This is a genomic window from Pleomorphovibrio marinus, assembly GCF_003347495.1.
Taxonomy (GTDB): domain Bacteria; phylum Bacteroidota; class Bacteroidia; order Cytophagales; family Cyclobacteriaceae; genus Pleomorphovibrio; species Pleomorphovibrio marinus.
The window spans coordinates 126,774-152,894 of sequence record NZ_QCXY01000003.1; the positions used below are offsets into that span (position 1 = coordinate 126,774).

Genomic DNA, 26,121 nt, shown 5'->3' on the forward strand with positions numbered 1-26,121 from the left:
GTAGGTCTGTTCATTTTATTTATAAGTTAAATGTTCCACTAGTTTTTCAAATACTGATGCAGGGGTAGCTTTACTCCCATAAAATAAGTTCTGCCAGGATTGGTAGGATCATGGATAGTGAGTTGGTTCAACACATTAAACCCTCCTGCTTCGATCATAAGTCCCCTTTCGAAGGTTTTGGAAAGGGTGATGTTGGTATGAAAAATTCCAGGCGCATATTCCCTGGGATCATCCAGGATCAAATTCCCATTTACATCTCCAAACCCAAAGGGTCCCCTGTAAATCCCCCTTAGGGCCACACAAAGTCCCGTAAGGGCTTCATAATAATTCAACTTAATGTTCCCACTGTGTCGGCTACGGTTAAAAAGGCCCCCGTAATCAGAGCGGGTGACCAACCGGGTTCTGTTCTGCCTGTCCCGGTGATACATTTCCCCAGCGTCAATGGCTGCCAACACCTCCCTGTCCCTACTGTCCAGGTACATATATCCCAGAGAAAGTTGCAGCTGCTCAGACAACCGGTATATAATGTCCATTTCTGTCCCTTGGGTAATCACAGAGGAAATGTTGAAGTAAGAAAAGGCATTTTGCCCAGATGTCAATCTTGCCACTGGTGCTGTTTCAATCAGATTTTCAATGTGATTTCGAAAAAGGTTTACCTGTAACCAGAAATCCTCGTGAGGTTGCCATTTCCCTCCAGTGTTTAATGCCCAGCTACTTTCGGCATCCAGTTTCCCAAATTGAGAGGGATCTATCAGAATTTGTTGCACAAGGCCTTGGGCCCGCAGGTTGGCGATACCCTCCTGTACCAAATTTGCCCCAAACACGTAATAGCCCGAGGAGGCATTATTGAAATTCAGCAGGAGTTGCCTAAAATCTGGAGCCTTAAAGCCTGCTCCTATGGAAACTTGCCAGCTGAAGTTCTCCCTGACCTGATACATGGCAGAAACCTTGGGGCTGACCTGTCCACCATATTGGCTGTGTAAATCTGCACGCATCCCGCTTACCAGGTTCCACTTTTCTGCCGGTTCCCATTGGTGCTGAAGAAAAAGATAAGCGGCATCAAACCTATTCAAATCATCGTAGCGCGTGGCATCTACGGTCTCCAAAAGATGTCCCACCCCTACAGTGAGAAGTTGATCCTTGGTCAATTGATGATCCACCTGGAGTTCGGTACGATGATACAGTTGGTCAAATTCCTGAAAATCTAACCTATTCCCTGATTCCTCAAACCACGTCTCTGAACGGGTGCTGAAAAGAGAAGTCATACCTCTCAAAGTAAACAACCAATCCTCACCTGGCCGATAACTTAATGTAGGGTTCACGTTAAGCTCCCTCCTTGTCCCCGTCATGTTCGCAGCCTGGGTTTCACCATTGCTGTTTACCCCCATGAGGTCATGGGAAACTTCCGAATAGCCCCTTACAAAGGTCTTTGCCTCCCACCTATCTCCAATTTTTTTACCCAGTTTTATCTGCCCGGTATGGGCATGATAGGGGGATTGTGTATTTCCCAATACCTGCGGAGTAAGATCAAACCCATCCGTGGAAAACCGGTTATAGAACCCGTATATGTTCCATCCGTTTTGATGGATACCTCCTTCAGTAGTTAGGTCCTGGGTGTTAAAACTCCGGTATCTTCCCTGTACTGTACCCTGTACAGCTTCGCTACTTTCTTTGGTAATAATATTGATCACCCCTGCCATAGCCTCACTTCCATATATGGCGGAGGAGGGGCCTCGCAAGACTTCAATGCGCTCTATGTTACTTACCGAAATCCTGTCCAGATCAAACGTGCCGGCAGTACGGCCTATCAAAGGCTCTCCATCTAATAGGATAAGGATGTAATCAGAGGAGAGCCCCTGCATTTGAAGCCCTGCCCCATGATTGGATACTACTTGAAGACCTGTCTGCTCCCTTAGCACCTCTGAAAGCCGCATTCCCCCCGTTTCCTGGATTTTTTCTTGATTAATCACCTGTACGGGCATGGGAAGATCCGCAACACTTCGGTTGGTTCTGGTGGCAGCTACCACCACCTCATTGAGTTGGCCAAGATGCTCTTTCAATAGGATATCCTGGCCTTGGCTTAAGTTGGCAACTCTCACTTTTTTAGTGGCAAATCCCAAAGCCATGATTTCAATCTCCTCTACCCCTGCCAAAGCTTGAGTTATCCTAAAGACACCGTTCTCGTCTACTGTGGAAAACCCCTCCGAACCCCATTTCACGATGGCATGCGGAATTGGCATGCCTCTGCCATCTTTAATAACCACTTCATCACCTGGCTTTGCCATCATGGAGGTAAAAGCCGATGACAATAATAGCAACAGAAGAAATCTACTTTTAATAAGATTAATTCTAATTAACATGACAGAGAAGGTTTAGTAAATGACTTTTGCATGTGATTCAAATGATCTATTTACAGGCTTTCAACGAGTTTCCTCCAGGCTTCATTCTGGGGTAAACCTGGCTTTCGGAGTCCAAAAAACTGGGCTACAATTTCCCCTTTTTCATCAAAAAGTTCTATTGCAGAAACTATCCCATCCTCCGTGTTTTTATGTACCACCCAAGCTGTTTCCACCACTTCTTCATTGAGATGCATATTGAAATCCGGATCCATAACATTGAGCCAATTGCCCATTTGCCGTATGGTCCTCACCTTACCTTGATGGATTTGAATGTTTCCCTTATTACCTGCAAAAATCATAATAGGCAATTTGGTGGAAGAAGCGACGTCCAAGATTTTTCTGACACTTAACCTATCCACCTGGTAGGCCCATTTATTACCTATCCATTTTAAGGCATCCAGGCGTTGTATTTTGTGCTTTTTCAGCATCCCAAAAAAATCATGGGTATCTTTCATCTGTTCCCAATCTTGGGCAAAGGCCTCTTTATCAATCTCTTTTGCATAGGTTTCCTCCTCGAAGGGTATTTCCTCCAAATAGGGGGATTGGGTGGGGTGTTTGTAGGTGTTAAGGATTTGTTGGTAGACGTCCCTGTTGCTTTTTTCCTGCAAGAAAATTTTTATCACCGCTGTGCCTTCCTGATCAAAGAATTGAAGGCTTTCCATTATCCCCCTTGGGGTGGTCTGGGTAACTGCAAATCCGAACTTCCAGGCCTTGAAAAATACCCGTTGCTCTATAGGGCCTATCACGGTGGCAATCTGCTGGGGGGCCTTTCCATGTAGGCTGATTTTTTGGAAAGTCCCTTTGTGTTCCAACACACAGCCTTCACTTCTTGTCAACGACATGACCTTTCCAAGCCCTTTGCACGCCAACAGTATTTCTGGCCATGATCCTTCCAAACGGGTTACGCCGTTGCCAAGACTGGTGCAAAGCAGGGATGCCTCTGATACTCCTAATGCCCTGGCGGCATCTCTGATCCTTATGGCTTGGTTCTCGGCCTTTAATTTTTCCCAATTCTTTTTCAAGGTGCTTATTTCCATTTTTTTTGCTTCGGTTTCCATAATGTTAAGCGGTATGATAGTTGAATAGTTTTTTATTTAATTGAGGCACGGGATGAATCATCAAGGAGCCTCTTTCCTTATTGGTTATCACCTGGATAGGGTGATCAAATACCTCTCCAAGGTGCTGGGAAGTCATGACTTCAGCAGTAATCCCTTGAGCGAATAAGTTTCCATTTTTAAAAAGGATTACCCGATCCGCGTAACTTGCTGCCAAGTTCAAATCGTGAAGGATGGCCAATATACCGATGTTCCTGTCTTTCAATCCTTTTACTATTTTTAATACGTGTTGCTGTTGGGCTATATCCATACTGGAAGTAGGTTCATCCAGCAAAAGGTACCGGGTATAGGGCTGCTTTTCCCAAATTTGGGTGAGCACCCTGGCCAGTTGTACGCGTTGCTTTTCTCCACCGGAGAGATGATGGTATTGGGCATTCCTAAAGGCAAAGGTTTGAGTGAGCTGCATTACCTCCTCCACGATTTGGGTTACTGAGCTGCTCCTGGCCATGGTAAGACCCATTTCCACCACCTCCTTAGCTGTGAAAGGGAAGGACAATTGGCTGGATTGAGGCATTACTGCCCTTATGCTAGCCAATTGGCTACTTTTATATCCTTGGATGTTTTTTCCATTATACAGTACCTCCCCATGCTTGCATACCGCCTCCCCGCTTAGAAGTTTAAATAAGGTGGATTTGCCCGCCCCATTAGGGCCAAGTAGCGCCACGAGTTCCCCTGCCTCAACGCGAAAAGACGCCTGCTTCACGATGGCCTTATTGCTGATACAGAAATGAAGATGAGAAGCTTCCAGCATGATATTTACGCTTTTTTTATGGTTTTTACATTCATGATCAACCCTATGAAGAAGGGGGATCCAATAATGGCTGTAATGATGCCTATGGGCATCTCAGCCGGCATCACGATAATCCTTGCCAGCAAATCGGCAAAAGAAAGTAGCAAAGCTCCAAGCAGTATGGATGCCGGCAGTACCAACCTGTGGTCGGCACCGAACAGAAGCCTGATGAGGTGGGGTACAACTAGCCCTACAAAGCCTATGGCTCCCGTCATGGACACTCCTACTCCAACCATAAGCGCACTAAGCAAGAGCACCATGTATTTCACCTTCTGTACCGACACCCCAAGATGAAAGGCCTCACTTTCTCCTATGGCCAAGGCGTTGAGTTGTTTGTGTTGGCTGGTCAAAACCAAAGCTGGCAGTCCGATGAAAAGACTTCCTATACCTACTTTAGTCCAATTGGCTCCTCCAACGTCTCCTAGGCTCCAAAAGGTGAAATTCCTCAACGCGGCATCGTCCGCATAGAAGATAGATAACCCTATCAATGCGCCACATAAGGCATTCAGTGCCACCCCCGCAAGGATAAGCAAAGCAATGTCTGTTTTTCCTGCCTGGCTTGCCAAGCGATATACCAAAAACACATTGATCAACCCTCCGAGGAAAGCAAAAAATGGCAATCCCAAATTTCCAGCAACACGTGCGAGTATGGGAAAATAGCTTCCAAAGACAATATATAGAACAGCAAAAAGAGCTCCTCCACTACTTACCCCGATAAGTCCGGGTTCCACCAGGGGATTTCTGAATAAGCCCTGCAATGCTGCTCCCGAAATACCCAGGCCTGCTCCCACCAACATGGCCAGCAATATCCTGGGCAACCTCAATTGCAAAAAGACATTGGCCTGTTGGCTATCAAATTGTCCTATTGCAATGCCAACTTGATCCAACAAGATGGCCACTACTTGTAACATAGGAATGGGATACGCCCCTTGGGTGGAAGAAAGCATCAGGACACCCATTAGCCCTATCCCCAAGCTGGCTAATACCAAGACCCGGAGTCTGTTTTTGGAAACCTTATTGGAAATGGCCAGCATCAGTAGATTTCTTTTGCAAGTTCCAAAGCTGCTTTTCCTACCCTAGGCCCAAAGCCGGAGATATATAAACCATCCATTGCCAATATTTGGTCCTTTTGAAAAGCAGTTGTACTGCTTATCCCTCTTACCTCCTGCAAACCCTGTTTCCCTCCCAAAGTGGCCATACTGGATTCAAACAAAAGCAAATAATCCGGATTCAGGGTTACCATGGCTTCCGGGGTAAGTGGAATGAAACCCTTGAACCCACGAGAAACATTTTCGGCACCCACCATTTGGAACAATTCCTCCGCAGATGTTTCTTCCCCTGCCAAAAACACCGTCTCTGCCCCCCTAGCCATAATAAAAGCCATTCTTGGTGAGGCAATTGCATTTTCCAAAAAAGCCTCTAATGCTTCTATATCCCTTTGCACTTCCTGAACAAGAACCTCCCCCTTGCTCTCCACTGCTAAATAGGTGGCAAGTTCGCGTATAAGTCCGCAGGTTTCATTTACATTCCCAGGCTTTTCAAACAAATGCACAGTTATTTTCGAGGCCTTAAGCTGTTCCACTACATCAGTAGTTAAATATCCTTCCTCTGCCAATATCACATCAGCACCTAAACTTAAAACCCCTTCTGCCTTAATCTGATTCCTGTACCCTATAGAAGGCAGGTTTTGCATAGAAGCAGGATAAGTGGAGGTGATATCCGTGGCTATAATTTGATCCCCAAACCCAAGATCATGGACAATTTCCGTAATGGTTCCTCCTGCTGTAACGAGAAGTAAGTCTTCCGAAAATTCGGACTTTTCAGAGGAATCTGGGCCACATGCCTGGACAGTGGATAAAACCAACAGGAGGGAAAGGAATTCAAAATATCGATTCATTTATTTAGATTAATTTTAGATAAGGCAAATGTAGTCTTATATAGAATTAATCCAAATAAAATTTAATTGAAAAAATCTATTGCTACGGGCAATTCAATAGACAACATCAGAAAAGTTTCTGCTTTTTGCTCGACCAAATTATATAACTGATTTGGCAATTGTAAAAAATTAAAAACTTAGTAAATTGTTTTTTGAATGATATTTTTTGCTTTTTAAATAAAAACCACTAATATTATTCCTTGAGTATACTTTAAAATTTTAAATGAACGTGCCAAAAACGACAATAAACGGATAAAGAAAATTGAAAAAAAATCTCATTAAATATTAGTGCTATGGAAAAATTTTATTTTACCCTTTTAAAAATCCTAAAACACCCCTCAAGCCTGCTAAGAGAATTTTTAGGATTAGTCTTTGTCCTGGGTCTCTATCCATCTGCGTTTTCCACGCAACAACCGATTGATAATCAATCGTCCTACCAGAATGACAAGGAAAAAACCGTAGTGGCAATTTACCCCTTTACTACCCACAAGTCTTACCGGTATGAGCATGCCGCAGGTCTGGGAAATGCTGTGGAGGCAGGGTTTGTACGTTCAGGTAGATTTGTAGTGGTCGAAAGGAACCAATTTGACGCTTTATCGGAAGAAGACAGGTTTCAGGAGGTTAGCGCCACTGAAATCATCAACCAAGCCAAGCGCTTAGGGGCAAAAATTATCGTTACTGGGCATGTGGTCGGGGTATCCGAAGGACGTATGTTGGATTCCCGCAGGAGACCCACAGGAAAACTCTTCACGGATGTAAGCGTGTCATTCAAAATCATCGATGTGGAAACCGGTGCCATTGAAATGAGTGAAACCATAAATGGGCGAGGGATAGACCAAACCACCGCCGCAGCCACACAAGCAGCCTATCAAGAAATTGATCGATTGGCGCGTGCGCATGTGGGCATGTATATGCCTCAGCGCTTTGCCTTGATGTCGGTAGAGTCCACCAATGAAAGAAAAGGGGAGGAATTTTTGGAATCTTTCAAGATATGGGCAGGTTCAGATAACGGCCTTCAACAGGGAGATGTACTACAAATTTACCAAGTCACCCTCCTTAACAACCCCAACACCCAAGAAACTGTGGAAGAAAAGAGACTCTTGGGCGAAGCTTCCATTACAGAAATCAACAGCGGATCCACTTCCACCTGTAGGCTTTACCAGGCTCGTAGAAATGGAGGTACAATTTTGGATTTGATCAACAATGGAGATGAAAGCCTCGTGATTGAATACCAGGGTAGCCTGGATCCGGAGAAGAAATCATTACAAGACATACTATTAGGAAATTAACCTTTACCTTCCTTCGACATGCTAAAATCATTTATCTGGGGATTAGCAGGCATGCTTTGCTTGTCCCAGCCAATTATGGCCAAAATTTGGAGAGTAAACAACCAATTGGAGGCTGACAAGAGCCAAGGTATCTTTGAACAGCTTGGCCCCTTGAATTCGGATCCGGATGTGCTGCCAGGGGATACCGTGCATTTGGAGGGTTCGCCAAATTCCTACAGCAACTTCAACTGTTCCAAAAGACTGGTGATATTAGGGCCCGGCTACTTCCTTACGGAGAACCCTGAAACCCAGGCCAGGGCCATTCCTGCCAGGATTGGCAATGTTACGTTTCAGAGTGGATCGGAGGGATCCATCATTATGGGGGTGACCTTTGATATCACTTCAAACAGTGGAGTTACCATCAGAACCAATAACATCACCGTGCAAAGATGTTATCTGAGAGGAGGGGTAAGTCTGGACAACATCACGGGAGCAAGGGTTATAGAGTGTTATTCATTGGGAGGTGTAAGAGGGATGACTTCCAATACCTTATATGGGGACATCATAGTCAGAAACAACCTCTTCATCAACGCCTCCTTCAACACTTATGGAGGGTTTTTTTCCATTTGCGAAAACAATGTGTTTACCGGAAACTCACTCACCATCAACGCCTCCTCGTTTAGGAATAATATATTGGCCAACAACAACGCCAATGTGGAAATCACCTCAGGTAACAAAAGCAACAATCTGGCCTCCAATGGGCAGTTTGGCACAGAGAATGGGAACAAGTCCGTAAACCTGAACGGACTGTTCCTGGACGATGGCAGTACCGACGGACAGTGGCAGTTGGCAAGTAATTCCCCTGCCAAGGGAGCAGGAACCGAAGGGACGGATGCGGGGGCCTTTGGCGGTGAAGGAAGCTACAGGCTTTCCGGCTTACCCCCTATACCTTTGATTTTTGACCTGCGTGTGGGGGACTCAGGTAATCTGCAAACCGGTGTAAGGGTCCAGGTGAAAGCCAAGTCCAATTAACCATGAACCTGCGGGGTTTTCTACTTTTTACAGCCCTATTCCTTTACCACCTTTCTGCAGCGCAGCAGATAGGGAGGGTGGAGTATTTTTTTGACAAGGAACCTGGTTTTGGCGAGGGAACCCCCATCAACATTCATCCAGAAGCCTCAGTAAACCTGGATGAATCCATAGCCCTTCAGGGCCTTGAACCAGGTATGCACCAGTTTTTTATCCGAATCCAGAATGAGGAGGGGAGTTGGTCCATGACCCAATCTAGGGCATTTTTTGTGGCACCCAAACCTGCCCTATCCAGGGAGCTGCTCTCTTTAGAGTATTACTTCAATGAAGATCCGGGATTTGGCAAAGGCAGCAAAATCCCAATAAGCGAAGATGACTTGGTCACAATTGACCTTCATGTACCCCTAAACGGGTTAACCCCGGGCTTTCATCAGTTGTTTATCCGTGCCTTGGATAGTGAAGGTAGCTGGTCCATGAGTAACTCCCGGGTTTTCTACCTCCAGCCTCTGGAATCAGGAATAAAAAATTTGAGGGTTTTGGAGTATTTTATAGATGAGGACCCCGGGTTTGGCAATGGATCCGTTATTCCAATCACCACTTCTTCTACTCTGGTATTGGATGTCACCGCAAGTCTACAGGAAAATTCCCTATCCCCGGGATTTTACATTTTTTACCTCAGGGCAAAGGATGAGCAAGGAAATTGGTCTTTGACCCAAAGAAGGGCTTTTTACCTGCAGGAAGGGACTTTAGAACTTTCCCCTATCACTCACTTCGAATATCATCTGGAAGCAGAAGACTACCACTCTGGGTCAAAAATTTTTGAAGTAGACCCAGCACCCTTTGTGGAATTGGATTTTCAGGCTGATTTGTCTTTTTTGCCAGAGATCAATAGAACTTACCAATTTTACCTATATGCGGTCAATGAAAACGGGGTACGCAGTATGGTGGAACAAAGAGAAATCAGCATCTGTAGCGGGGATCCGCCAAAAGCAGATTTTGAATACCAATTGCTAGAAAACAGGATACAGCTCAAAAGCATATCCACTTCCGCCGATAGCCTCCAATGGATTTTTGGGAGTGAAGCATTTTACGGTGATGAAATTGAAATCTCCACTCCGGCTCCTGGAGGTTATGAGGTTCTGTTAATTGCCGGAAACCTTTGCGGAAAGGATACTTTACAAACCTCCATCGTCCTTCCCGGCATCCTAAGTGTTCACCCAAATACAGCCAGTATCCAACAATCCGAAGCGATATTCAGGGTGGAGATGCTGGGGATAGAAAACCTGGAGCAAATCTTCTTAAAAAATGAGAGTGGGGAGGAACTGCTACCCTTAGAAACAATTCAAGTGGATTCCCTATTCTATCAGGTAAAATTCGATTTCACACAAGTAGGACCCGGCAACTACCACCTTCAGGTGCAGGCAGAAAAGAGTTTTACCTATGCACAAGACATTCAAATTTTTGAGGGCGGGAATTTCCCTTTTGGGGAATGGGTAAGTTTTGAAATCCCCCCTGGGGAAACTTTCTTGGCGAAGGTCCTGGTTCCCGAGTTGGAAAAAATCCAAGTTTTCCTCAAAAAGGCAGACCGTTTCGGGTACAGTGGCACTTGGTCTGGCGAACTTAAGTTAAGGCAGGGAGAGGAAACCCTGGGTATCCGTCGGGGGTCAACTGATTATGACATGGAGCTTTCGAGGGTTCAGCCTGGAATATACCACTTAGAGGTCCAAAACCACAGTCGCTTGCCCGTCACCGGCCAGCTTATGGTAAGCGATTCCCCTGAGTGGCTTCCTCTTAATCGCTGGGAAAAAGGGGAAATTCTTCGGCCATATGGAAATGATTGGAAATTCATAGACCTTAAGCCAGATATTGACACCCTATTTTTCCAAACTGAGGGGTATGGGATGTGGAGCACCCTTGAGGTATTTTACCAGCAAATGGAAAAACCCAGCTCTCAATGGAGGTTCTCGCGAATGGGGAGTGGATATGCCCTATCGGGTCATATCCCCAACCCTGCCCCGGGACGGTACTTCCTACGGTATATGGATTCGGCAGTGCTACGGCATACCCCAGATGAGGATCAAAGAAGGGATTACCTTATCTATGCAGGAACTGTGGCATCCCTTTCCCACCCAGAAGGCAACCAAGAGATTCTACAACTTTCTAACTATGAAACAGGGCAGGGGCAAAGTTCTTTTCAGATACAGGGTTTGGGTTTTACGGAGGCGGATTCTTTGGCCTTGATGAGCTTATCCGACTCTTCCATGATAGGCCTTAACAGCCGCTGGGTTAATGGCGGCTTGCTGGAATTCACCCATGATTTTAGGGATTTGCCCCCGGGGGAATATCAAGTGGGTATTGTGGGAAACCCATCTATTTTTCACCATGTTCCCATTGAGGTAATTGGGGCTTCCGATCAGAACTTATCGGTAGAAATAATTGGTCGTGAGCAGCTTAGGATTGGGAGATTCCAAAAATATGTGCTGCGAGTGAAAAACATGGGAACCGTGGATAAAAATTTCATCTCCATCAATATTGGTGGCATCCCATCCATTGCTACCATCAGACTAGATGGGGAAATTCACTCCCTTTCCGAAATCACAAATTACGATTCCTTGATCAATACCGAAACTGTGGATGAAACCAAATTTATTCCATTATTGATCAATAATTTACCTTCCAGTGACCATGTCGATATTCCATTTAGCATCTATTTACCTTCCATGGTAGACTTTGACTTGGAAGTTACCCTGGATATGGAATTTGAAAAAAAATGGGATTTTTTTGCAAGTGAAAGCTTCAAAACCTATATGCAGGAAATGGCAACTATTGATTCTTTATTAGAGGCCTTGGTTGAAATTAACTTGAGCATGATGAGCGCAAGAAGAAAGGATATGGTAACAGACGCTTATCAAGCTACCTATGCCGCCCTTTCCAGTGCCGTCAATAGGCAACTTGGCTCACCGATCTCACAGGACTGCTCTGCGGCCCTTGGAAAGGCCGGGGGAAGTATAGCTGCCAGGAGTTTAAGAGCATACCTCAATAACAATGAAGCAAGCTTTAGTCCAGGCATACTTACCTCGCTCCTTTCTGATTGGGGGGATTGCCTAGGGTCTACAGCCAACACCCTAAAAGGAAATATTTGGGATCCCATCCAGAACAATAAACAACGAGGAATTTGGAACACAACAAAAAGTGTGGTTTTCCAATGGGATCTGTATTACAATCTCTTTAGCAATTCAATGACATGCCTTAATGCATTCGCAAATACCCCGATAAATCCAGCGGGTGGTATCCGCTTTTTTGCCAGAAACCTTGCAAGCAGAAAATCAAGAGCCTTCCATTTGGCAACCCTGGGAAGAACTACCACCCAAAGGAGAATTGCCCAGGCCATAGAGCCCCTGAGAAAATATCAACAATTTGGAGATAAAGTAGCTGCATTTGTTGGAACAGTAAATGAAGTCCTTGACGTTGGAGTTTCCTTATACGATGGCTGCAATCAGGACTACAGGGATCGCCAAATGTCACTCGCCAGCATCTCCTCGGTGACCCCCGAGGACAAATTCGGCCCGGTAGGTTTCGATCAGGAGCCTGGTTTATCCTTAGGCGAAAAACAACGGTTTATTGCCGATGGTGATCTTTTCGCTTATAAGATCGACTATTGGAACAAGGAAGATGCCACCGCACCTGCAGCAGAGGTGTTTATCCGGGACACTTTGGACACCAACTTTGACATCCATTCGGTAAATTTTACGGAAATAGGATTTCTAAAATGGACATTACCCTTAGATGGGGGGCAATATTTTGATGTTACGGTGGACATGCGACCGGACAAGAATCTTTTGGTACAGGTAAGGGGAACAGTGGATCACGATACCCGGGAAATCTACTGGGTTCACCGCTCCCTTGACCCTAATACCATGGAGCTGCCGGATGATCCCATGGCGGGATATTTACCTCCCATTGATTCTACGGGTTATCATATAGGCTGGGTGAATTTCACGGTAAAACCACTGGATAGCCTTGACCATAACACCGTCTTTCAAAACCAGGCGCATGTGAATTTTGACGGAGTAGGCCCTTGGGGCCCTGCCCCACCCTATGGCCCTTATACCAACACCTTGGACTTATATCCACCTGTATCCCAGGTAAATACTCTACCAAATAGGTTGCCTCCTACTTTTGATGTTTCCTGGGGTGGGGAAGATATTGGAAGTGGCATTGCCAATTACGATATTTTTGTAGCCAAAAATGGTGGAGACTACGAAAAATGGCTAACTGCTCATGCAGACACTACTTATCTATACGAGGGTGAGGAAAACAGCAATTATGCTTTTTACAGTATTGCTAAGGACCACACCGGAAATATAGAGCAAAAATCCGATACCCTAGAAGCCTGGACCTTTGTCCCACCACTGCCTCCCACCCCGGAGCCCCAATTTCCCACAGGGCCTGTGGTAAAGGCGGACAAGTTCTACTGGCCTTCCACTTATGAAGCTGATGGATACAGGATACAGGTAGCACGTGATAGCCTTTTCCAATCCATAACCTTAGATGAATACGTCATTGATACCCTTTTTCATGGGTATGCTGCTGCTGATGATGCTATTTATTATTGGAGAGTGCTGGCCTATAATGTTACTGGAGATAGTGAATGGTCAATACCCCTTTCCTTTACGGTTGATCCCGTAACCGGCCTCCAAAAGGTAAGTAGCAATATTCCGGATAGGTTTTACCTAGGAACCCCTTATCCCAACCCAAGTAAAGGATCTTTCCAGATGGAAATCCATATCGCAAAGACCACGCAGATTATGCTGAACATCGTCTCCGCAACAGGGCAAACCTCCTCTTTGCTTCTCAACCAGCCTTTGGATCCTGGTGTGTACCTGATGGAAATACAGTTGCCTCCTAGTGCCGCAGGTCTTTATTTTTGCAACATGAACAGCCAACATTTCCAAGACACCAAAAAAATCTGGGTAATAAAATAGTTTATCGATTTCAAAGAATACTATACTTCTTTCGATATTCCCTGGGGCTGCAGCCACAGTGCTTGGAAAAAGCTGCATTAAATCGACTAATAGAATTAAACCCCGACTCAAACGCTATATTGGTTACTGTGTCCCCGCTAAGCGAAAGCCTTCGCTGGGCATGAAACAGGCGTTGCTCGACCAAATAATCACTGAGTGTGATGCCAAAGGTTTTTTTGAACAAAGAATTGGCATAATCGGGGTGTAAACCCACTGCCTTTCCTATGTCTGCAGTTTTAATAGGATCAGTATAGTTATCCGCTATGTATAACACCATTTTCTCCACCAGGTTGGCACCTTGGGGCAGGCGAGGTTGTTCCTCCTTTCTGGGTATTTGTTTGGCAGACAATGCCAATCTCCCTATTCTTCCCCTAATTTCCTGCATGGAAACCTCTACAGCTTCCCTATTCCCTTCCCGGAAATCCCTTATCCAGTGTTCAAAAAGAAGTTGATCCAAGGTGCCCTCCGCTATCCTTTCCGAAACGACAATCTCCCCTTTGAGCAAAATATCCACAAACCTCCCGGGCAAACCCCAATCCAAAAACTGTACGAAGGGAATGGTGCAAACGTAATAAGGCGCCTCCTTCTCAAAATGGATGATTTGGTGAGGTGTCAGCGCCCAAAATACCGCCAACCTCTGGTTAGGAATTTGAACCTTTCTTCCGTTTACCAAATAGGTCATGGTCCCTTCAGGTAAAAAATTCAGTTCTATTTCGTTGTGCCGATCAGCCCTTCTCATGATTTTTGGAAGCCAAAGTTCGCAAGTGGTACCGTAGGGCCTAAGCTCTTTTCGGCCCTCATCAAATTGCTTGTAGGTATCGGAAAACGGCATAAACAAGGCTAAAATTGGGTAAAACACATTATAATTCGAGACTAAAATTACAAATTTCTCCCAATTTCACAATTCCTCTATACTTTCGCATTTTCAGGTTTTCTGATCCTCTTAAGTATATTTTGCCAGCTCATGCACCAACACCTTACCAACTTGTCAAATTATACTATTATGAATCCTGGCCCCAACCACATTGAACATCCCTGTCTGGACATTTTCAACATCCAGGTGGCTGCTATTTACTAAACCTTATGTAGGGATTTAAAGGTACCGTTCGACCTGTACCCTATTCCCAGAAGGAGGTAATTAAATCCATCAGGGACTCAGGGATAGAAAAAAGTATCGATAACAGGATTTTTCTCTTTCCACTCTTGGGCGAATGACCTACCGATAAAGATGAAAGAAATTATTAGTAATAAAAACACAGGTGCTTTCATCTGTTTATAATTTGTTTTTCAGTGGTCAGATAGCCTGCCCCGAACTCGCTTCGGGGGAATCTCGCAATCTATAGTAATCCCAGTGTGTGACGTGCTCTTCATGCCCTGACTGCCGTCAGGACAGGCTCGATTTCATTCCGGTAAATAAATGAGGTTAGGGGTTTATACCAAAAAGGTGGCCTGCCATGACTACTGATTTTTGTGGGCACTTCCAATTTGAATAGAATCCGAAACACCTACGAAAGCCACATAGAAGAACCTAATGAAACTACCTTTACTAGAAGATGCATGAAGCACCTAGCACTGTTTAACCCAACCGTTCCGAGTATAATTCATGGCATCCCGCGATACCCAAATTAAACCTTAAAAAACCCTCTCTTATGGCCTATTCCCTTTACACATAATTACTGAGCATCACTGGCATTACCAGCATCAAAATATCCTCATTTTCCTCGAGGTTTGAGGGCTGGATAAGACCGGCCCTGTTGGGGGCACTGAATTTCATGGTCACCTGTGGTGCAGTAATGTTGTTAAGCATTTCCACCAAAAACTTGGCATTGAAGCCTATTTCTATATCCTCTCCTTCGTGCTCGCAGGAAAGCCTCTCATTGGCCTCATTAGAGAAATCAAGATCCTCTGCGGATATCTGCAATTCACTTCCAGTGAGTTTTAACCTTACTTGGTGGGTGGTTTTATTGGCATAAATCGCAATCCTTCTCAGGGAACTTAGAAATTCCAGCCGATCAATGGTCATATCGTTGTTGTTGTCCAAGGGGATTACATTTTCGTAGTCCGGGAAACGCTCATCGATAAGCCTACAGATCATCTTAATATTGTTGAACTTAAAGTAGGCATTGCTATTGTTGAATTCCACAGATACCGGTACATTTTCAGTAGGCAAAGTGGCCTTAAGGAGGTTAAGGGCTTTTCTCGGTACTATGATGCTGGCAGTTTCGGGGGAAGCTATGTCCACCCTTCTGTATCGAATCAACCTATGCCCGTCAGTTGCCACAAAGGTGGTATTCGTGTCACTTAGATTGATATAAACTCCGGTCATGGCAGGCCTAAGCTCATCGTTGCTAGTGGCAAAGATGGTGTTGTTGATAGCTTGGCTGAGTACAGCCGTTGACATGTCTACTGTGGTGGCATTGGTAACAGTGGGGATCTTTGGGAAGTCCGTGGCATTTTCACCAGCCAGCTTGTATCGCCCATTGTCAGAGCTTATTTCTACGCTATAGGTTTCCTTGTCTATACTAAAGGTAACAGGTTGCTCCGGAAGGTTCTTCAGGGTTTCGATCAAAATTTTGGCCGGCACTGCGATATTACCGTCTTCTTTGGCTTCCACCTCTATTTCGGTGATCATGGAAGTCTGTAGGTCGGAAGCAGTAACAGTTAGCTTACTATCCTTAATCTCAAAAAGAAAATTTTCCAAAATCGGAACGACGGGGTTTGTCGTTACCACCCCATTTATCGAAGAAAGGTGTTTGAGAAGTGAAGAAGAAGAAACAATAAATTTCATTTGACGTCAGTTATTGGTTTTTGCCTTCTGTGCCTACCCCTAAGCCATAGACTATCAAGCCGATGATTAGGATGAACCAGCAAATCAAAATGGCATTCTTGTTAAGATTGGTCGTTAACAGGGTAAATTTAGAAATAAATTCAGAAATGCACCTATGGAAACGGTGATTCTCTAAAAAATTTGTGAATTCATTGGAAAAACCTTAGGGCCTAATTAGGGCTGTATCCTTTTTCGTATTTTCTTCTCCTGCGCAGGTAGTTGGCTAGGCCAATCGATAGGATGATCCCAATGGGCATGGCCACATTTATTACTTGCCAAAACCCTTTTTGGTTTTGGATTTTCACTCGGTTCAAAGGCCTGATTTGATATTGTTTGACCCGGGTGGAAATCAAGCCTTCCGGGTTAAGCATATAGTGAATGGCATTCTGCAAAAAATCTCTGTTTGCTGACATGTTTTCTCCAAAAGGTTCTTCCCCCAAGGGCATGGGTTCTCCACTACTTGGGTCTACCATGCTTTTAACAAGACTTCCATCCCCTGCCACTAAAAGCCTCCCCATGGTTCCTTCTTCTCTGAAAAAGTCCTTGGCAAAACCCTCAGGAATGAACCTGTTTTTAAAATAAGAGGTGAATTCCCCCTCCAAAAGATAAATCAAGGGCAATCTTTGACTTCCAAAAGTCTCCACATCTGGTTGGACCGTCATATCTTCAAAAGCCACACGCAGGGGTGCGTTCAACACCTTGCTGTAATCACTAGAAAACACCAGAGGGGTCTTTCTAATTCCATCTGCCTTCACCGTGTCCAAGGTACTCACAAACCTAAATTGCAACTGGTCCAAACCTTTGGTGATGGGGTGTGTAGCCATCCTTCCCGCAAGAACATAAAATGGCCAAGGAAGGGGTACAATCTGCGGTTGGTCTCCAAAATCCCCTGCTACTACAGGGTGGTAGCCATAATTCAAGTCTTGAACCAGGTCCTTATTGACGCGAATCCCATACCGGAAAAGTAGGTCATCCAATCCTGTATCGTAAGGCATAGCTACTGTCCCCTCCCCTCCTGCCTCCTTAAGGTCCACGGCCAAGGGATCCAAAAATACTAAGAGGTTGCCCCCATACATCAGGTATTGGTCCAATAAAAACTTTTCCCGCTCATTGAAAAGCTCCCTAGGCCCTGCAATAATTAGTGCTTCAAATTCCAGGAGATCCTCCACCTTTTCGGCCTGTTCCATTGGGATTTTGTAGATTTCAAAGTCCTCATGCAGTGCTTCTACTACCCCAAAACCTTCGTCTTCCTCCATTTCGCCATGACCAATGATTAAACCTACGGCATGCTGATGCCTGCTGATTAACCTTTTGATAGCAGTGCTGATCTCGAATTCCAAATTTTCGATAGAATTATTTAAGATTTCATCGGAGGACATCCCTTTCTCTCCCTTTAGCAGGAGCGTTCCCACTTCATATTCCTCATTCCTAACTACCACACCGGGAAAAATCATCCTGGTGGTCTTTCCTCCAGCTTCAGATGCATGTAAGTTGGTAGGAATTATCCCATAATCCGCCAAGGTGAAGATATATTCCTCCCGAATATCTTCTGGCAAGGTCAATGGATCTTGGTAAAAAAACCTAATAGGGTAAGGGCTGTAGGCATTTAAGGTCTTCACTGTTTCTTCGATGGACTTCTGAAATCTTCTCATTCCTCCTGGCAATGTCCCGGTAAGCAATATTTCCACTTCTAGAGGTTCTTCAAGATCAGCTAATACCTCCATTGTCGCCTCACTTACACTGTACCTTCCTTCTTCGGTGAGGTCCCATCTGAAAATAGTGAACTCGTTGGCCAAAAAGGCAAAAATCCAGATCGAAACAATGCCTAAAAGTGACTTGGTAAATATTTTAATGTTAGCATTCATTTTTTGGAAATGACCCCCCAAGTCAAAGCAAGTACAGTGCTGATCAAAGCAATAAAATAATACACGTTTTTGGATTCCACCACTCCCCTACCCATGCTATCATAGTGATAACTTATGCTAAGCTCCTCCATCCACATGGCTAAAGTCCCGGTCTGTAATCCGGCCAGAGCGGATAGGCCCGTATAGAGGAAAAAACCAAAGAAAACGCCTAGCACAAATGCCACAATCTGGTTATCAGTAAAGGAACTTGTAAACAGCCCTATTGCGGCAAAGGCTGCGCCGACCATGACTAATCCAATATAAGACCCGAAAAAACCAGCACTGTCAATATTTCCCGTAGGGTCTCCAAGCTGAACAACAGAGTAATAGTACACCAACGTGGGAAGCAAGGCAAAGAGAATGAGGGTCAATGCAGCCATGTATTTACTACCTACAATTTGAAAAGCCGTTAAGGGTGAGGTCATCAGTAATTCCCATGTTCCCGTCTTTTTCTCCTCAGCGATCATACGCATGGTGATGGCAGGGACCAGAAAAACAAAGACCAGAGGGGTATGGGAGAAAAGTGTGTCCAATTCTGCATACCCATATTCCAAGACACTTGTTCCTGGAAACACCCAAACGATCAAACCCAAAGCCACCAAAAAAACCACTAATATAATATAACCCGTGAGGTTACTGAAAAAGCCATTTAATTCCTTAACATACAAGCTAAACATAGAAGGGTCAATTTTGGGTTAACTGATGAAAGATGGTTTCGAGATCCTGCGCCTCCTGTTTCAGTTCCACCAAACTCAATTCCTTGGTATTTATGACATGAAGGAGTTGCTTACGTAATTCTTTTGGTTGGGAGGTTACCAGGGTAATCCTGTTAGGTGAAGATTGTTTGAGGCCTGCCACATTGAGGTGTCCAAACCACTCTTTGTTTAGAGGTTCCTCGGTTTGGAGAACCAAGGCAAATTGGCCCCTATTGCTCTTTAAATTCCCAAGGAGATCCTGCGCCACTATCTTTCCTTTATGGATGATTACTACTTTTTCGCAGATTGCCTCCACCTCCTGCATTATATGGGTACTTAAGACCAGGGTTTTCTCACTGCTGATTTGCTTGATCAAGCTCCTTATTTCCACCAACTGATTGGGGTCCAGACCAGTAGTAGGTTCATCCAAAATTATTATCTCAGGATCATGAACCAAGGTTTTGGCCAATCCCACACGCTGCCTATACCCTTTGGAAAGTTGACCGATCTTCTTCGTCCTTTCCGGCATCAGACCGCATTGTTCCATCACCTTCGGTATTTGCTTTCTCAATACTTTGCCTGAAAGCTGATACAAGCCCCCTATCAACGTCAAAAACTCCGGAATGTACATCTCAAGATATAAGGGGTTATGCTCAGGAAGGTATCCGATCATTCGGCTCACCACTTTGGGATGTTTTATTACCGACACCCCCTTGATTAAAACGTCTCCCTCATCGGGAAGGATATACCCAGTGGCAATTTTCATGGTGGTGGACTTGCCAGCTCCATTCGGTCCCAGAAAACCCAGAATTTGCCCTGGTTTAGCCTGAAAATCCACCTTGTTCAGGGCTTTCTGATAGCCGTAAAGTTTAGTAAGTTGATTGACCTCTATAGACATGAATTAGAAAAGAACAGGGCTTGAGCCCTGTATTTCAATGAGCTTTACCCAAATATTTAACGATAAATATCCAAATTTTCTTTTCTGCCTTCAAAAAAAATTTGGGAGTAAAAAGAGAAGTCCTTAGTGTTCCCCACCAAGGACTTCTTAAAAGACCCAATAAAGGCATCAGGGCTCCAAGGCCTTGACTCCTGGAAGCTCCTTGCCTTCCATAAGCTCCAATAAGGCTCCACCCCCTGTTGATACAAAGGACACTTTATCGCCATACCCAAATTTATTAATCGCAGCCGCAGAATCCCCGCCTCCAATCATGGAGAAAGCCCCTTTTTGAGTGGCCGATACGATGGCTTCAGCAACCGCTTTGGTACCATGTTCAAAACTGCTCATTTCAAAAACACCCATGGGGCCGTTCCAAAGTATGGTTTTTGAGGATTCAATTTCTTTTGCGAAGGAAACCCGGGAATCAGGTCCAATGTCCAACCCCATCCAGCCGTCAGGAATTTCACCTTTCTTGGCAGTACTCTGCTCAGCATCGTTGGCAAAGGCCTTACTGGTAACAGAATCCTGAGGGAAAACCAAATTTACCCCTTTTGCTTTTGCTTTTTCAATAAGTTCCAGTGCCAGGTCCAATTTGTCTGCTTCTAGTAGAGAATCCCCTATATTCCCACCTTGGGCCTTAGCGAATGTATAGGACATTCCCCCTCCTATGATTAAGGTATCCACCTTGTCCAGTAGACGTTCGATGATTAATATTTTGTCAGATATTTTGGCTCCGCCCATAATCGCTGTAAATGGTTTAGTGGCGCTGCTCATAACCTTATCCGCATTCTTGAGTTCGGCCTCCATAAGATAACCGGCTGCCTTATCATTGAAAAACTCAGCAATTACAGCCGTGGAAGCATGGGCCCTATGTGCTGTACCAAAGGCATCATTCACATAGACATCCCCCAGTTGGGACAATTTCTTTGCAAACTCCCTGTCCCCTTTCGTTTCTTCTTTGTGAAACCTGAGATTCTCCAGTAAAAGTACTTCTCCGGGGTTTAAACTCTTTGCAAGTTGGCTTACCTCCAGCCCAATACAGTCATCTACAAACTTAATCTTGGCATCAAGGGCCTTCCCCAATTCCGTTTTTACGTGCTTCAAACTGAATTTTTCCTCTGGGCCTTCCTTAGGTCTACCCAAATGGGACATAAGGATAACCGCTCCCCCATCTTCCAAAATTTTCTTAATTGTGGGTGCAGCGGCAGTAATACGTGTATTGTCGGTTACATTGCAGTGGTCATCCAATGGCACATTAAAATCCACTCTTATAAGTGCCCTTTTACCCTTAAAATCTAGATTATCTACCGTTTTTATGCGTCTATTCATTGGTTGAAATTTGATTGGTTACTCAAAAATAAACAAATTATTTTGCTGCCGCCCTTCTAAGGCGGTCATTTATGGCTTTACCCAAGTTTTCTTCCGGCAATTCCTCTGCCAAAATCACTGCCAGGCCTGTATTATCCAACATCCTCATGCCTGAAAACAAATTCCTCGCTGCCTCTTCAAAATCCCCCACCTTACTCAACACTACTTGCTGTTTGGGTTGAAATCTCCCATAGTCCTTACTAAAGGAGAGAACTCCAAATGGAATTCCATTTGCGGAGTATTTCACTATCATTTCTTCCAAATTCCCTAAAACAATCGGGGTTTGAGGTGCATAGTGACTCTTTAACATGCCCGGGGCTTTCGGATTACTGCTGGATTGGGGCAAAATGAGTAGGGGCCCTACCCTATCTTCTATTCTCTTCACTGGCACTCCACCTAGCCGATACACTATTACCTGACCTTGTTCTATACCCACAATTGTGCTTTCAAGACCCACTTGGCAGTCTCCTCCATCCAAAACATAGGGTATTTCTCCATTCAATTGATCCACTACATGAGTTGCCTTGGTCGGACTGATATAACCAAAAGGGTTAGCAGAGGGAGCAGCTAACGGAAAATCCAAATTCATTAGGAGTTCCCTGGTGAGAGGGTGATGGGGCACCCGGATACCTACAGTATCCAATCCACTGGTGACCAAGTCGGGAATAATGGATTGCTTTGGCAAAAGCAAGGTCAAAGGGCCAGGCCAAAATGCTTCGGCCAATTCCTTTAGTTCCTCTGGAAATTCTTTTACATAAGGGTATACCTGCTCCAGACCACCCACATGTACAATTAAAGGATCAAAACTTGGTCGTTTTTTAGTTTGGTAGATTTTCAGTACAGCATTGGTGTCCAATGCATTTCCTGCCAAACCATATACAGTTTCGGTGGGAATGGCCACTAGTTCACCCTTCTTGAGATAATCAGCAGCCAAATTTAGATCTGTGCCTATTTCGGTGTGTATCTTATTCTTGACAAAAGTCATCTATCCAGTCTTTTGCTGCGGTATAACCCAAACTTAATGCCATTTTGAGGTTGGCACATCCTTCCTCTTTTTTACCCAGTGCACTCATTTCGGTGACACCAAGAAGATAAAATGCAGGGCCATTCCTCTTGTCCAAGGAAATGACCTCGTTCAAGGAGGATATGGCATTGATAGGGTCGTTGTTGCCCAAGTGGGCCTTCGCTTTATTAAAATGAACCTGGGAACTTTGGGGGTTACCCTCTGTTGCCATTTCAAAATCAAACAAGGCATCCTCATATTGCTCCATACCCAGAAGTGCCAATCCTCTATTGTAATAGATATCCACAACACCTGCGTCCAAGGCACTTGCCAAATTATAGTCTGCCACTGCCTCCTTGTACCGCTGCAATTCCAATTTGGCATTTCCTCTGTTGAAAAAAGGTTTATAATTGCTGCTATCCAAGGCAATAGCCTCATCAAAAGCATCAATGGCCTCAGAAAAGTTCTGTTTTTCAAAATAGGCAACACCCAGACCATTATAGGCTTGTGCTTCTTGGGGCGAAATTTCCACAGCACGTTGAAAATACTCTGCAGCTTTGTCAAATTCTCCCGCTCCCAAAGACTTAAAGCCCTCTTCCACAAGCTCTTCTGTGGATGGGGAACAGGATACAAGGAAAGATGTGAGGATAATGGGTAGTAAAATACCCGAAAATGCGTTCATAGAATCGAAATTTCCGCAAAGTTAGGAATTTCGAAGTTAATTTCGAAGTAAAGATTATTAATCCCCAAAAACCCGAAAATTAAGCTTACATGAATATTTCTGATTTGCTCGTTTTCTCAAGCATTCGCATAATGGAAGGGTTGCCCATGACCAGTTCTTCTACAACGTCATAGTTTATCCAAGCCAAATCTTTACTTTCGGAACTGATAGATAGAGGTTCATCGATTTCAGCCTCAAGCAAGAACCTCACGTCATAATGAAAATGCCGTGGTTCGTTAACTCTGGAAGGTATCACGTGCCTGTCAATGTCAAAAATAAACTTGTCCACCAACCGCAGGGAAGACAGGCCACTTTCCTCCCTTGCTTCTTTCACCGCAACATCCAGGAGGTTTTCGTTATCATCAGCATGCCCTCCCAATTGCAGCCACTTGTTCAATTTTCTATGTAGGGTTAACAAGGTATGGGTGCGCCTTTTATTAACGATCCAGGCGGAACCAGTAAAATGACCGGAGGTCCTAAGCCTGCTGTAAGCCAGTGGTTCTCCTGTCAATGCTATAAAATCATTCACAAAAGCCTTCTCCTCCTCAAATGGAGTCCGATAGTTTTCTAACTGCAACTTTAAATGATGTCTATCCATGGCTTTTCTATTATGTTAACAAACCTTCTACAAATTGGTCAAAGGGCTTGGCATCCCGATATAAATGATCCGAGTATATTGTGACCAGAACCTTTAGAAAACTGGGTTTATTGTCCACTGAGACTTTTTCTACACTTACATTTCCAAAAATTTGATCAATTTTTTGGTTTAAATCACTTGATGAAATAGGGGGCTTATAGTAAAGTTTTTCGGTGACCTGAACCGTGTCATTGATTTCCTGCATTTTTCTGTCTAAACTCACCCTTCTATATCCCAAATCTAACAATCGCTGGCCAAAAGCAAAGAAAAGTCGAGAAAATATTTTCTCATCAAAGGGTTTTTCGTAGGTAATTGCAAACCCATTCGCATAAGGGGTATTGAGAATATGAACTTCAGGGCTGTCCTTAATCCCAGCTTTTTTCAAGTGGAAATTCTTGTAAACTTTTTCCAATGCTTGCTTCCCTTGCTCTGAGTTAATCCAAATGGTAACCTCTTGCTCCTCATCGGCAGTTTGGGCAAAATTCTCTTTAAAAGAGAGCTTTGGTGTCTTTCCTGGGAAAAGCTTGTCAAATATATCCTCAATAAAGCTCATTCAGTTTTCTTTTTATCCATCCATCTTTTCCAGTCTCAATCAAGCCTTCGTCTTCCATACAACGAAGCTCCTCTACAGTAACCTCATCCTTTTTGAGCCCCGACGCTTCGAATAATTTCAATAAAGAGAACGCTTCACCCCCATCTAAAGTTTTCAGAAACCTTTGCCTAATGATCTTTCTTCTCTCAAATTCCCCGCCAGAATTTCTATTATTGAGACATACATCGCAAATCCCACAGGGCTGCTCACTTTCCTCACCAAAGTATTCAAGCACTTGCAGGGTTCGGCAAAGTTTATCATTTACTGCATAGGCAACCATGGATCTGGCCTTTTTCACTGCCAGATCCCGACGAGAGGCTATTCGCTTGGTGTCCAAGGGCAACTTGCCAGCATCCATCCTAGGAGTCAAAAAAGTGACTTGGGGCTTATTTTTTCTCGGATGATAGGCCATAACCCCCAACTCATCCAATTGCATGAGCATTTTCTCCACCTCCAACTCAGTAATCCGTAAGGCAGTAGCTAGCTTGGACTCAGCTATAATGACATAGGAGGCAAACAACTCCCCCCCGTGCATACGTAACAAAAGCTTGATCAAAGGATCCAAGCGCTCAAACCGTATTTGGGTCTCATAAAGCCTAGTGGAATCCACCAAAACATGTAGGGTGGATGGGTTATGCACGCTTTCACTAAGCAGCACCATGGTTTCCTCCTCCAGCACTTTAAGTGCATTGTAACTTAAAAGAGGATCCAATTGATAGGTTCTGGTAAAATGATGTATATCAAAATCAAAACTGCTCATCTGGTTACTCCCAACAGCCAAGCGATAAAAATTGGCGAGGCATTGGTAAACCCGCTTAATCAGTTCTATGGGTGGGTAGGATTTTTCCGCTTTTTCCAGCAATTTCTCCCTGTCCATTTCCTGATAAATCAATACCGCAAACGATTTCTTTCCATCCCTTCCCGCTCTGCCGGCTTCTTGATAGTAGTTCTCTAGGTTTTCTGGTAGATCCAAATGCAGGACTACCCTCACATCCGGTTTGTCTATCCCCATACCGAAGGCATTCGTCGCCACCATCACCCTTTGCTTTCCTTGTATCCATTCGGATTGGCGGGTGGTTCTGACTTTTCCTTCCAAACCTGCATGGTAAAAGGTGGATGAAATGCCCAGCCTTTGCAAGTGGTCTGAAATCTCCTTTGTACCTCTCCTGTTTCTGGCATAAATAATCGCAGCCCCAGGAACCTTTTGGAGAATTTCGACCGCTTTTTCCAACTTGTTTTCTGATTTTCTTACTACAAAAGATAAGTTGGGCCTTGCAAAAGACTGCACAAAAACCCTAGGCTCTCTCATCTCCAGCTTCTCCATGATATCCTTCCTCACCTCCAAGGTGGCAGAGGCAGTAAGTGCGATAAAGGGAACCTTGGCATGTGTCTCCCGGAGCTTGGCAATTTCCAGGTAGGGAGGCCTAAAATCATACCCCCACTGGGAAATACAATGTGCCTCATCCACAGCTATGAGGCTTAGCTTCATCTTCTTGAAGCGGGCCAAAAAAATTTCCGTTTGGAGGCGCTCAGGGGAAACATACAGGAATTTCACATCTCCATACACACAATTGTCCAAAAGGGTATCGATTTCCCTCTTCCTCATGCCTGAATACACTGCCACGGCATTGATGCCTTTCTTCCTCAAATTATCCACCTGATCTTTCATTAGGGCTATCAGGGGGCTCACCACTAGACAAAGGCCTTCCTGCATCAAACCAGGTACTTGAAAACAGAGCGATTTTCCACCTCCAGTAGGCAACAGCGCCAGGGTATCCTTGCCTGAAGACACACTCAAAACGATTTCTTCCTGCATAGGCCTGAAATCCTGATAGCCAAAAACTTTTCTTAATACCTCTAATGCCTTACTTTTCAC

19 protein-coding genes are annotated in these 26,121 nt (G+C 44.5%); 3 read left to right on the top strand and 16 right to left on the bottom strand.

Going from position 1 to position 26,121, the window contains the following annotated elements; genetic code table 11:
- Window positions 1-38: 38 nt before the first annotated feature.
- The 5 genes from DB520_RS09735 to DB520_RS09755 are packed head-to-tail and all read right to left on the bottom strand — an operon-like array spanning window position 39 to window position 6,201.
- Window positions 39-2,360, bottom strand: a complete 2,322-nt coding sequence (locus DB520_RS09735; protein ID WP_198675286.1) for a TonB-dependent receptor — start codon at window positions 2,358-2,360, stop codon at window positions 39-41.
- A 50-nt stretch (window positions 2,361-2,410) separates the two neighbouring features.
- A complete protein-coding gene (locus tag DB520_RS09740; protein ID WP_114749532.1) occupies window positions 2,411-3,457 on the bottom strand; it encodes a hemin-degrading factor in 1,047 nt (348 codons plus the stop codon).
- 4 nt (window positions 3,458-3,461) lie between these two features.
- A complete protein-coding gene (locus DB520_RS09745; protein ID WP_114749533.1) occupies window positions 3,462-4,265 on the bottom strand; it encodes a heme ABC transporter ATP-binding protein in 804 nt (267 codons plus the stop codon).
- Between the two features lie 5 nt (window positions 4,266-4,270).
- The gene (locus DB520_RS09750) at window positions 4,271-5,338 is read right to left on the bottom strand and encodes a FecCD family ABC transporter permease (RefSeq protein WP_114749534.1); all 1,068 of its coding nucleotides are present in this window, start codon (window positions 5,336-5,338) and stop codon (window positions 4,271-4,273) included.
- Window positions 5,338-6,201, bottom strand: a complete 864-nt coding sequence (locus DB520_RS09755) for a heme/hemin ABC transporter substrate-binding protein (protein WP_114749535.1) — start codon at window positions 6,199-6,201, stop codon at window positions 5,338-5,340. Before DB520_RS09755 ends, DB520_RS09750 begins: the two co-directional genes overlap by 1 nt.
- Before the next feature lie 332 nt (window positions 6,202-6,533).
- On the opposite strand from DB520_RS09755, the gene DB520_RS09760 reads away from it, so the two are divergent.
- The 3 genes from DB520_RS09760 to DB520_RS09770 are packed head-to-tail and all read left to right on the top strand — an operon-like array spanning window position 6,534 to window position 13,522.
- The gene (locus tag DB520_RS09760; RefSeq protein WP_114749536.1) at window positions 6,534-7,529 is read left to right on the top strand and encodes a CsgG/HfaB family protein; all 996 of its coding nucleotides are present in this window, start codon (window positions 6,534-6,536) and stop codon (window positions 7,527-7,529) included.
- Window positions 7,530-7,547: 18 nt separating this feature from the next.
- The gene (locus DB520_RS09765) at window positions 7,548-8,540 is read left to right on the top strand and encodes a hypothetical protein (RefSeq protein ID WP_114749537.1); all 993 of its coding nucleotides are present in this window, start codon (window positions 7,548-7,550) and stop codon (window positions 8,538-8,540) included.
- Between the two features lie 2 nt (window positions 8,541-8,542).
- The gene (locus DB520_RS09770) at window positions 8,543-13,522 is read left to right on the top strand and encodes a T9SS type A sorting domain-containing protein (protein ID WP_114749538.1); all 4,980 of its coding nucleotides are present in this window, start codon (window positions 8,543-8,545) and stop codon (window positions 13,520-13,522) included.
- A 10-nt stretch (window positions 13,523-13,532) separates the two neighbouring features.
- On the opposite strand, the gene DB520_RS09775 is transcribed toward DB520_RS09770, so the two are convergent.
- The 11 genes from DB520_RS09775 to DB520_RS09825 form a co-directional block, all read right to left on the bottom strand.
- Window positions 13,533-14,393 carry a helix-turn-helix domain-containing protein gene (locus tag DB520_RS09775; RefSeq protein ID WP_114749539.1) on the bottom strand — a complete coding sequence of 287 codons (861 nt, stop codon included), beginning with the start codon at window positions 14,391-14,393 and terminating at the stop codon, window positions 13,533-13,535.
- Between the two features lie 831 nt (window positions 14,394-15,224).
- Complete coding sequence (gene dnaN, locus DB520_RS09780; protein WP_114749540.1) at window positions 15,225-16,349, bottom strand: DNA polymerase III subunit beta; 1,125 nt, start codon at window positions 16,347-16,349, stop codon at window positions 15,225-15,227.
- Window positions 16,350-16,558: 209 nt separating this feature from the next.
- Window positions 16,559-18,253 (bottom strand): gliding motility-associated ABC transporter substrate-binding protein GldG, encoded by a 1,695-nt coding sequence (gene gldG, locus DB520_RS09785; protein ID WP_114749541.1) that lies wholly within the window; start codon window positions 18,251-18,253, stop codon window positions 16,559-16,561.
- Entirely contained in the window at window positions 18,250-18,969 is a 720-nt protein-coding gene (gene gldF, locus DB520_RS09790) for a gliding motility-associated ABC transporter permease subunit GldF (RefSeq protein ID WP_114749542.1), read from the bottom strand. Before gldF ends, gldG begins: the two co-directional genes overlap by 4 nt.
- Window positions 18,970-18,976: 7 nt before the next feature.
- Complete coding sequence (gldA, locus tag DB520_RS09795) at window positions 18,977-19,885, bottom strand: gliding motility-associated ABC transporter ATP-binding subunit GldA (protein WP_114749543.1); 909 nt, start codon at window positions 19,883-19,885, stop codon at window positions 18,977-18,979.
- A gap of 168 nt (window positions 19,886-20,053) precedes the next feature.
- Window positions 20,054-21,253 carry a phosphoglycerate kinase gene (locus tag DB520_RS09800; protein WP_114749544.1) on the bottom strand — a complete coding sequence of 400 codons (1,200 nt, stop codon included), beginning with the start codon at window positions 21,251-21,253 and terminating at the stop codon, window positions 20,054-20,056.
- A gap of 37 nt (window positions 21,254-21,290) precedes the next feature.
- Entirely contained in the window at window positions 21,291-22,277 is a 987-nt protein-coding gene (locus DB520_RS09805; protein ID WP_114749545.1) for an L-threonylcarbamoyladenylate synthase, read from the bottom strand.
- Window positions 22,258-22,977, bottom strand: a complete 720-nt coding sequence (locus DB520_RS09810) for a tetratricopeptide repeat protein (RefSeq protein WP_114749546.1) — start codon at window positions 22,975-22,977, stop codon at window positions 22,258-22,260. The genes DB520_RS09805 and DB520_RS09810 overlap by 20 nt, the downstream gene beginning before the upstream one ends.
- A gap of 85 nt (window positions 22,978-23,062) precedes the next feature.
- Window positions 23,063-23,614 (bottom strand): NUDIX hydrolase, encoded by a 552-nt coding sequence (locus DB520_RS09815; RefSeq protein WP_114749547.1) that lies wholly within the window; start codon window positions 23,612-23,614, stop codon window positions 23,063-23,065.
- Window positions 23,615-23,624: 10 nt separating this feature from the next.
- A complete protein-coding gene (locus tag DB520_RS09820; protein WP_114749548.1) occupies window positions 23,625-24,206 on the bottom strand; it encodes a hypothetical protein in 582 nt (193 codons plus the stop codon).
- On the bottom strand, window positions 24,193-26,121 hold the full coding sequence (locus DB520_RS09825) for a RecQ family ATP-dependent DNA helicase (RefSeq protein ID WP_114749549.1): 1,929 nt from the start codon (window positions 26,119-26,121) through the stop codon (window positions 24,193-24,195). The genes DB520_RS09820 and DB520_RS09825 overlap by 14 nt, the downstream gene beginning before the upstream one ends.

Coding starts and splice junctions, on each gene's coding strand:
- DB520_RS09735 (WP_198675286.1), bottom strand. CDS start 2,360: ATGTTAATTAGAATTAATCTTATTAAAAGTAGATTTCTTCTGTTGCTA.
- DB520_RS09740 (WP_114749532.1), bottom strand. CDS start 3,457: ATGGAAACCGAAGCAAAAAAAATGGAAATAAGCACCTTGAAAAAGAAT.
- DB520_RS09745 (WP_114749533.1), bottom strand. CDS start 4,265: ATGCTGGAAGCTTCTCATCTTCATTTCTGTATCAGCAATAAGGCCATC.
- DB520_RS09750 (WP_114749534.1), bottom strand. CDS start 5,338: ATGCTGGCCATTTCCAATAAGGTTTCCAAAAACAGACTCCGGGTCTTG.
- DB520_RS09755 (WP_114749535.1), bottom strand. CDS start 6,201: ATGAATCGATATTTTGAATTCCTTTCCCTCCTGTTGGTTTTATCCACT.
- DB520_RS09760 (WP_114749536.1), top strand. CDS start 6,534: ATGGAAAAATTTTATTTTACCCTTTTAAAAATCCTAAAACACCCCTCA.
- DB520_RS09765 (WP_114749537.1), top strand. CDS start 7,548: ATGCTAAAATCATTTATCTGGGGATTAGCAGGCATGCTTTGCTTGTCC.
- DB520_RS09770 (WP_114749538.1), top strand. CDS start 8,543: ATGAACCTGCGGGGTTTTCTACTTTTTACAGCCCTATTCCTTTACCAC.
- DB520_RS09775 (WP_114749539.1), bottom strand. CDS start 14,393: ATGCCGTTTTCCGATACCTACAAGCAATTTGATGAGGGCCGAAAAGAG.
- dnaN (WP_114749540.1), bottom strand. CDS start 16,349: ATGAAATTTATTGTTTCTTCTTCTTCACTTCTCAAACACCTTTCTTCG.
- gldG (WP_114749541.1), bottom strand. CDS start 18,253: ATGAATGCTAACATTAAAATATTTACCAAGTCACTTTTAGGCATTGTT.
- gldF (WP_114749542.1), bottom strand. CDS start 18,969: ATGTTTAGCTTGTATGTTAAGGAATTAAATGGCTTTTTCAGTAACCTC.
- gldA (WP_114749543.1), bottom strand. CDS start 19,885: ATGTCTATAGAGGTCAATCAACTTACTAAACTTTACGGCTATCAGAAA.
- DB520_RS09800 (WP_114749544.1), bottom strand. CDS start 21,253: ATGAATAGACGCATAAAAACGGTAGATAATCTAGATTTTAAGGGTAAA.
- DB520_RS09805 (WP_114749545.1), bottom strand. CDS start 22,277: ATGACTTTTGTCAAGAATAAGATACACACCGAAATAGGCACAGATCTA.
- DB520_RS09810 (WP_114749546.1), bottom strand. CDS start 22,977: ATGAACGCATTTTCGGGTATTTTACTACCCATTATCCTCACATCTTTC.
- DB520_RS09815 (WP_114749547.1), bottom strand. CDS start 23,614: ATGGATAGACATCATTTAAAGTTGCAGTTAGAAAACTATCGGACTCCA.
- DB520_RS09820 (WP_114749548.1), bottom strand. CDS start 24,206: ATGAGCTTTATTGAGGATATATTTGACAAGCTTTTCCCAGGAAAGACA.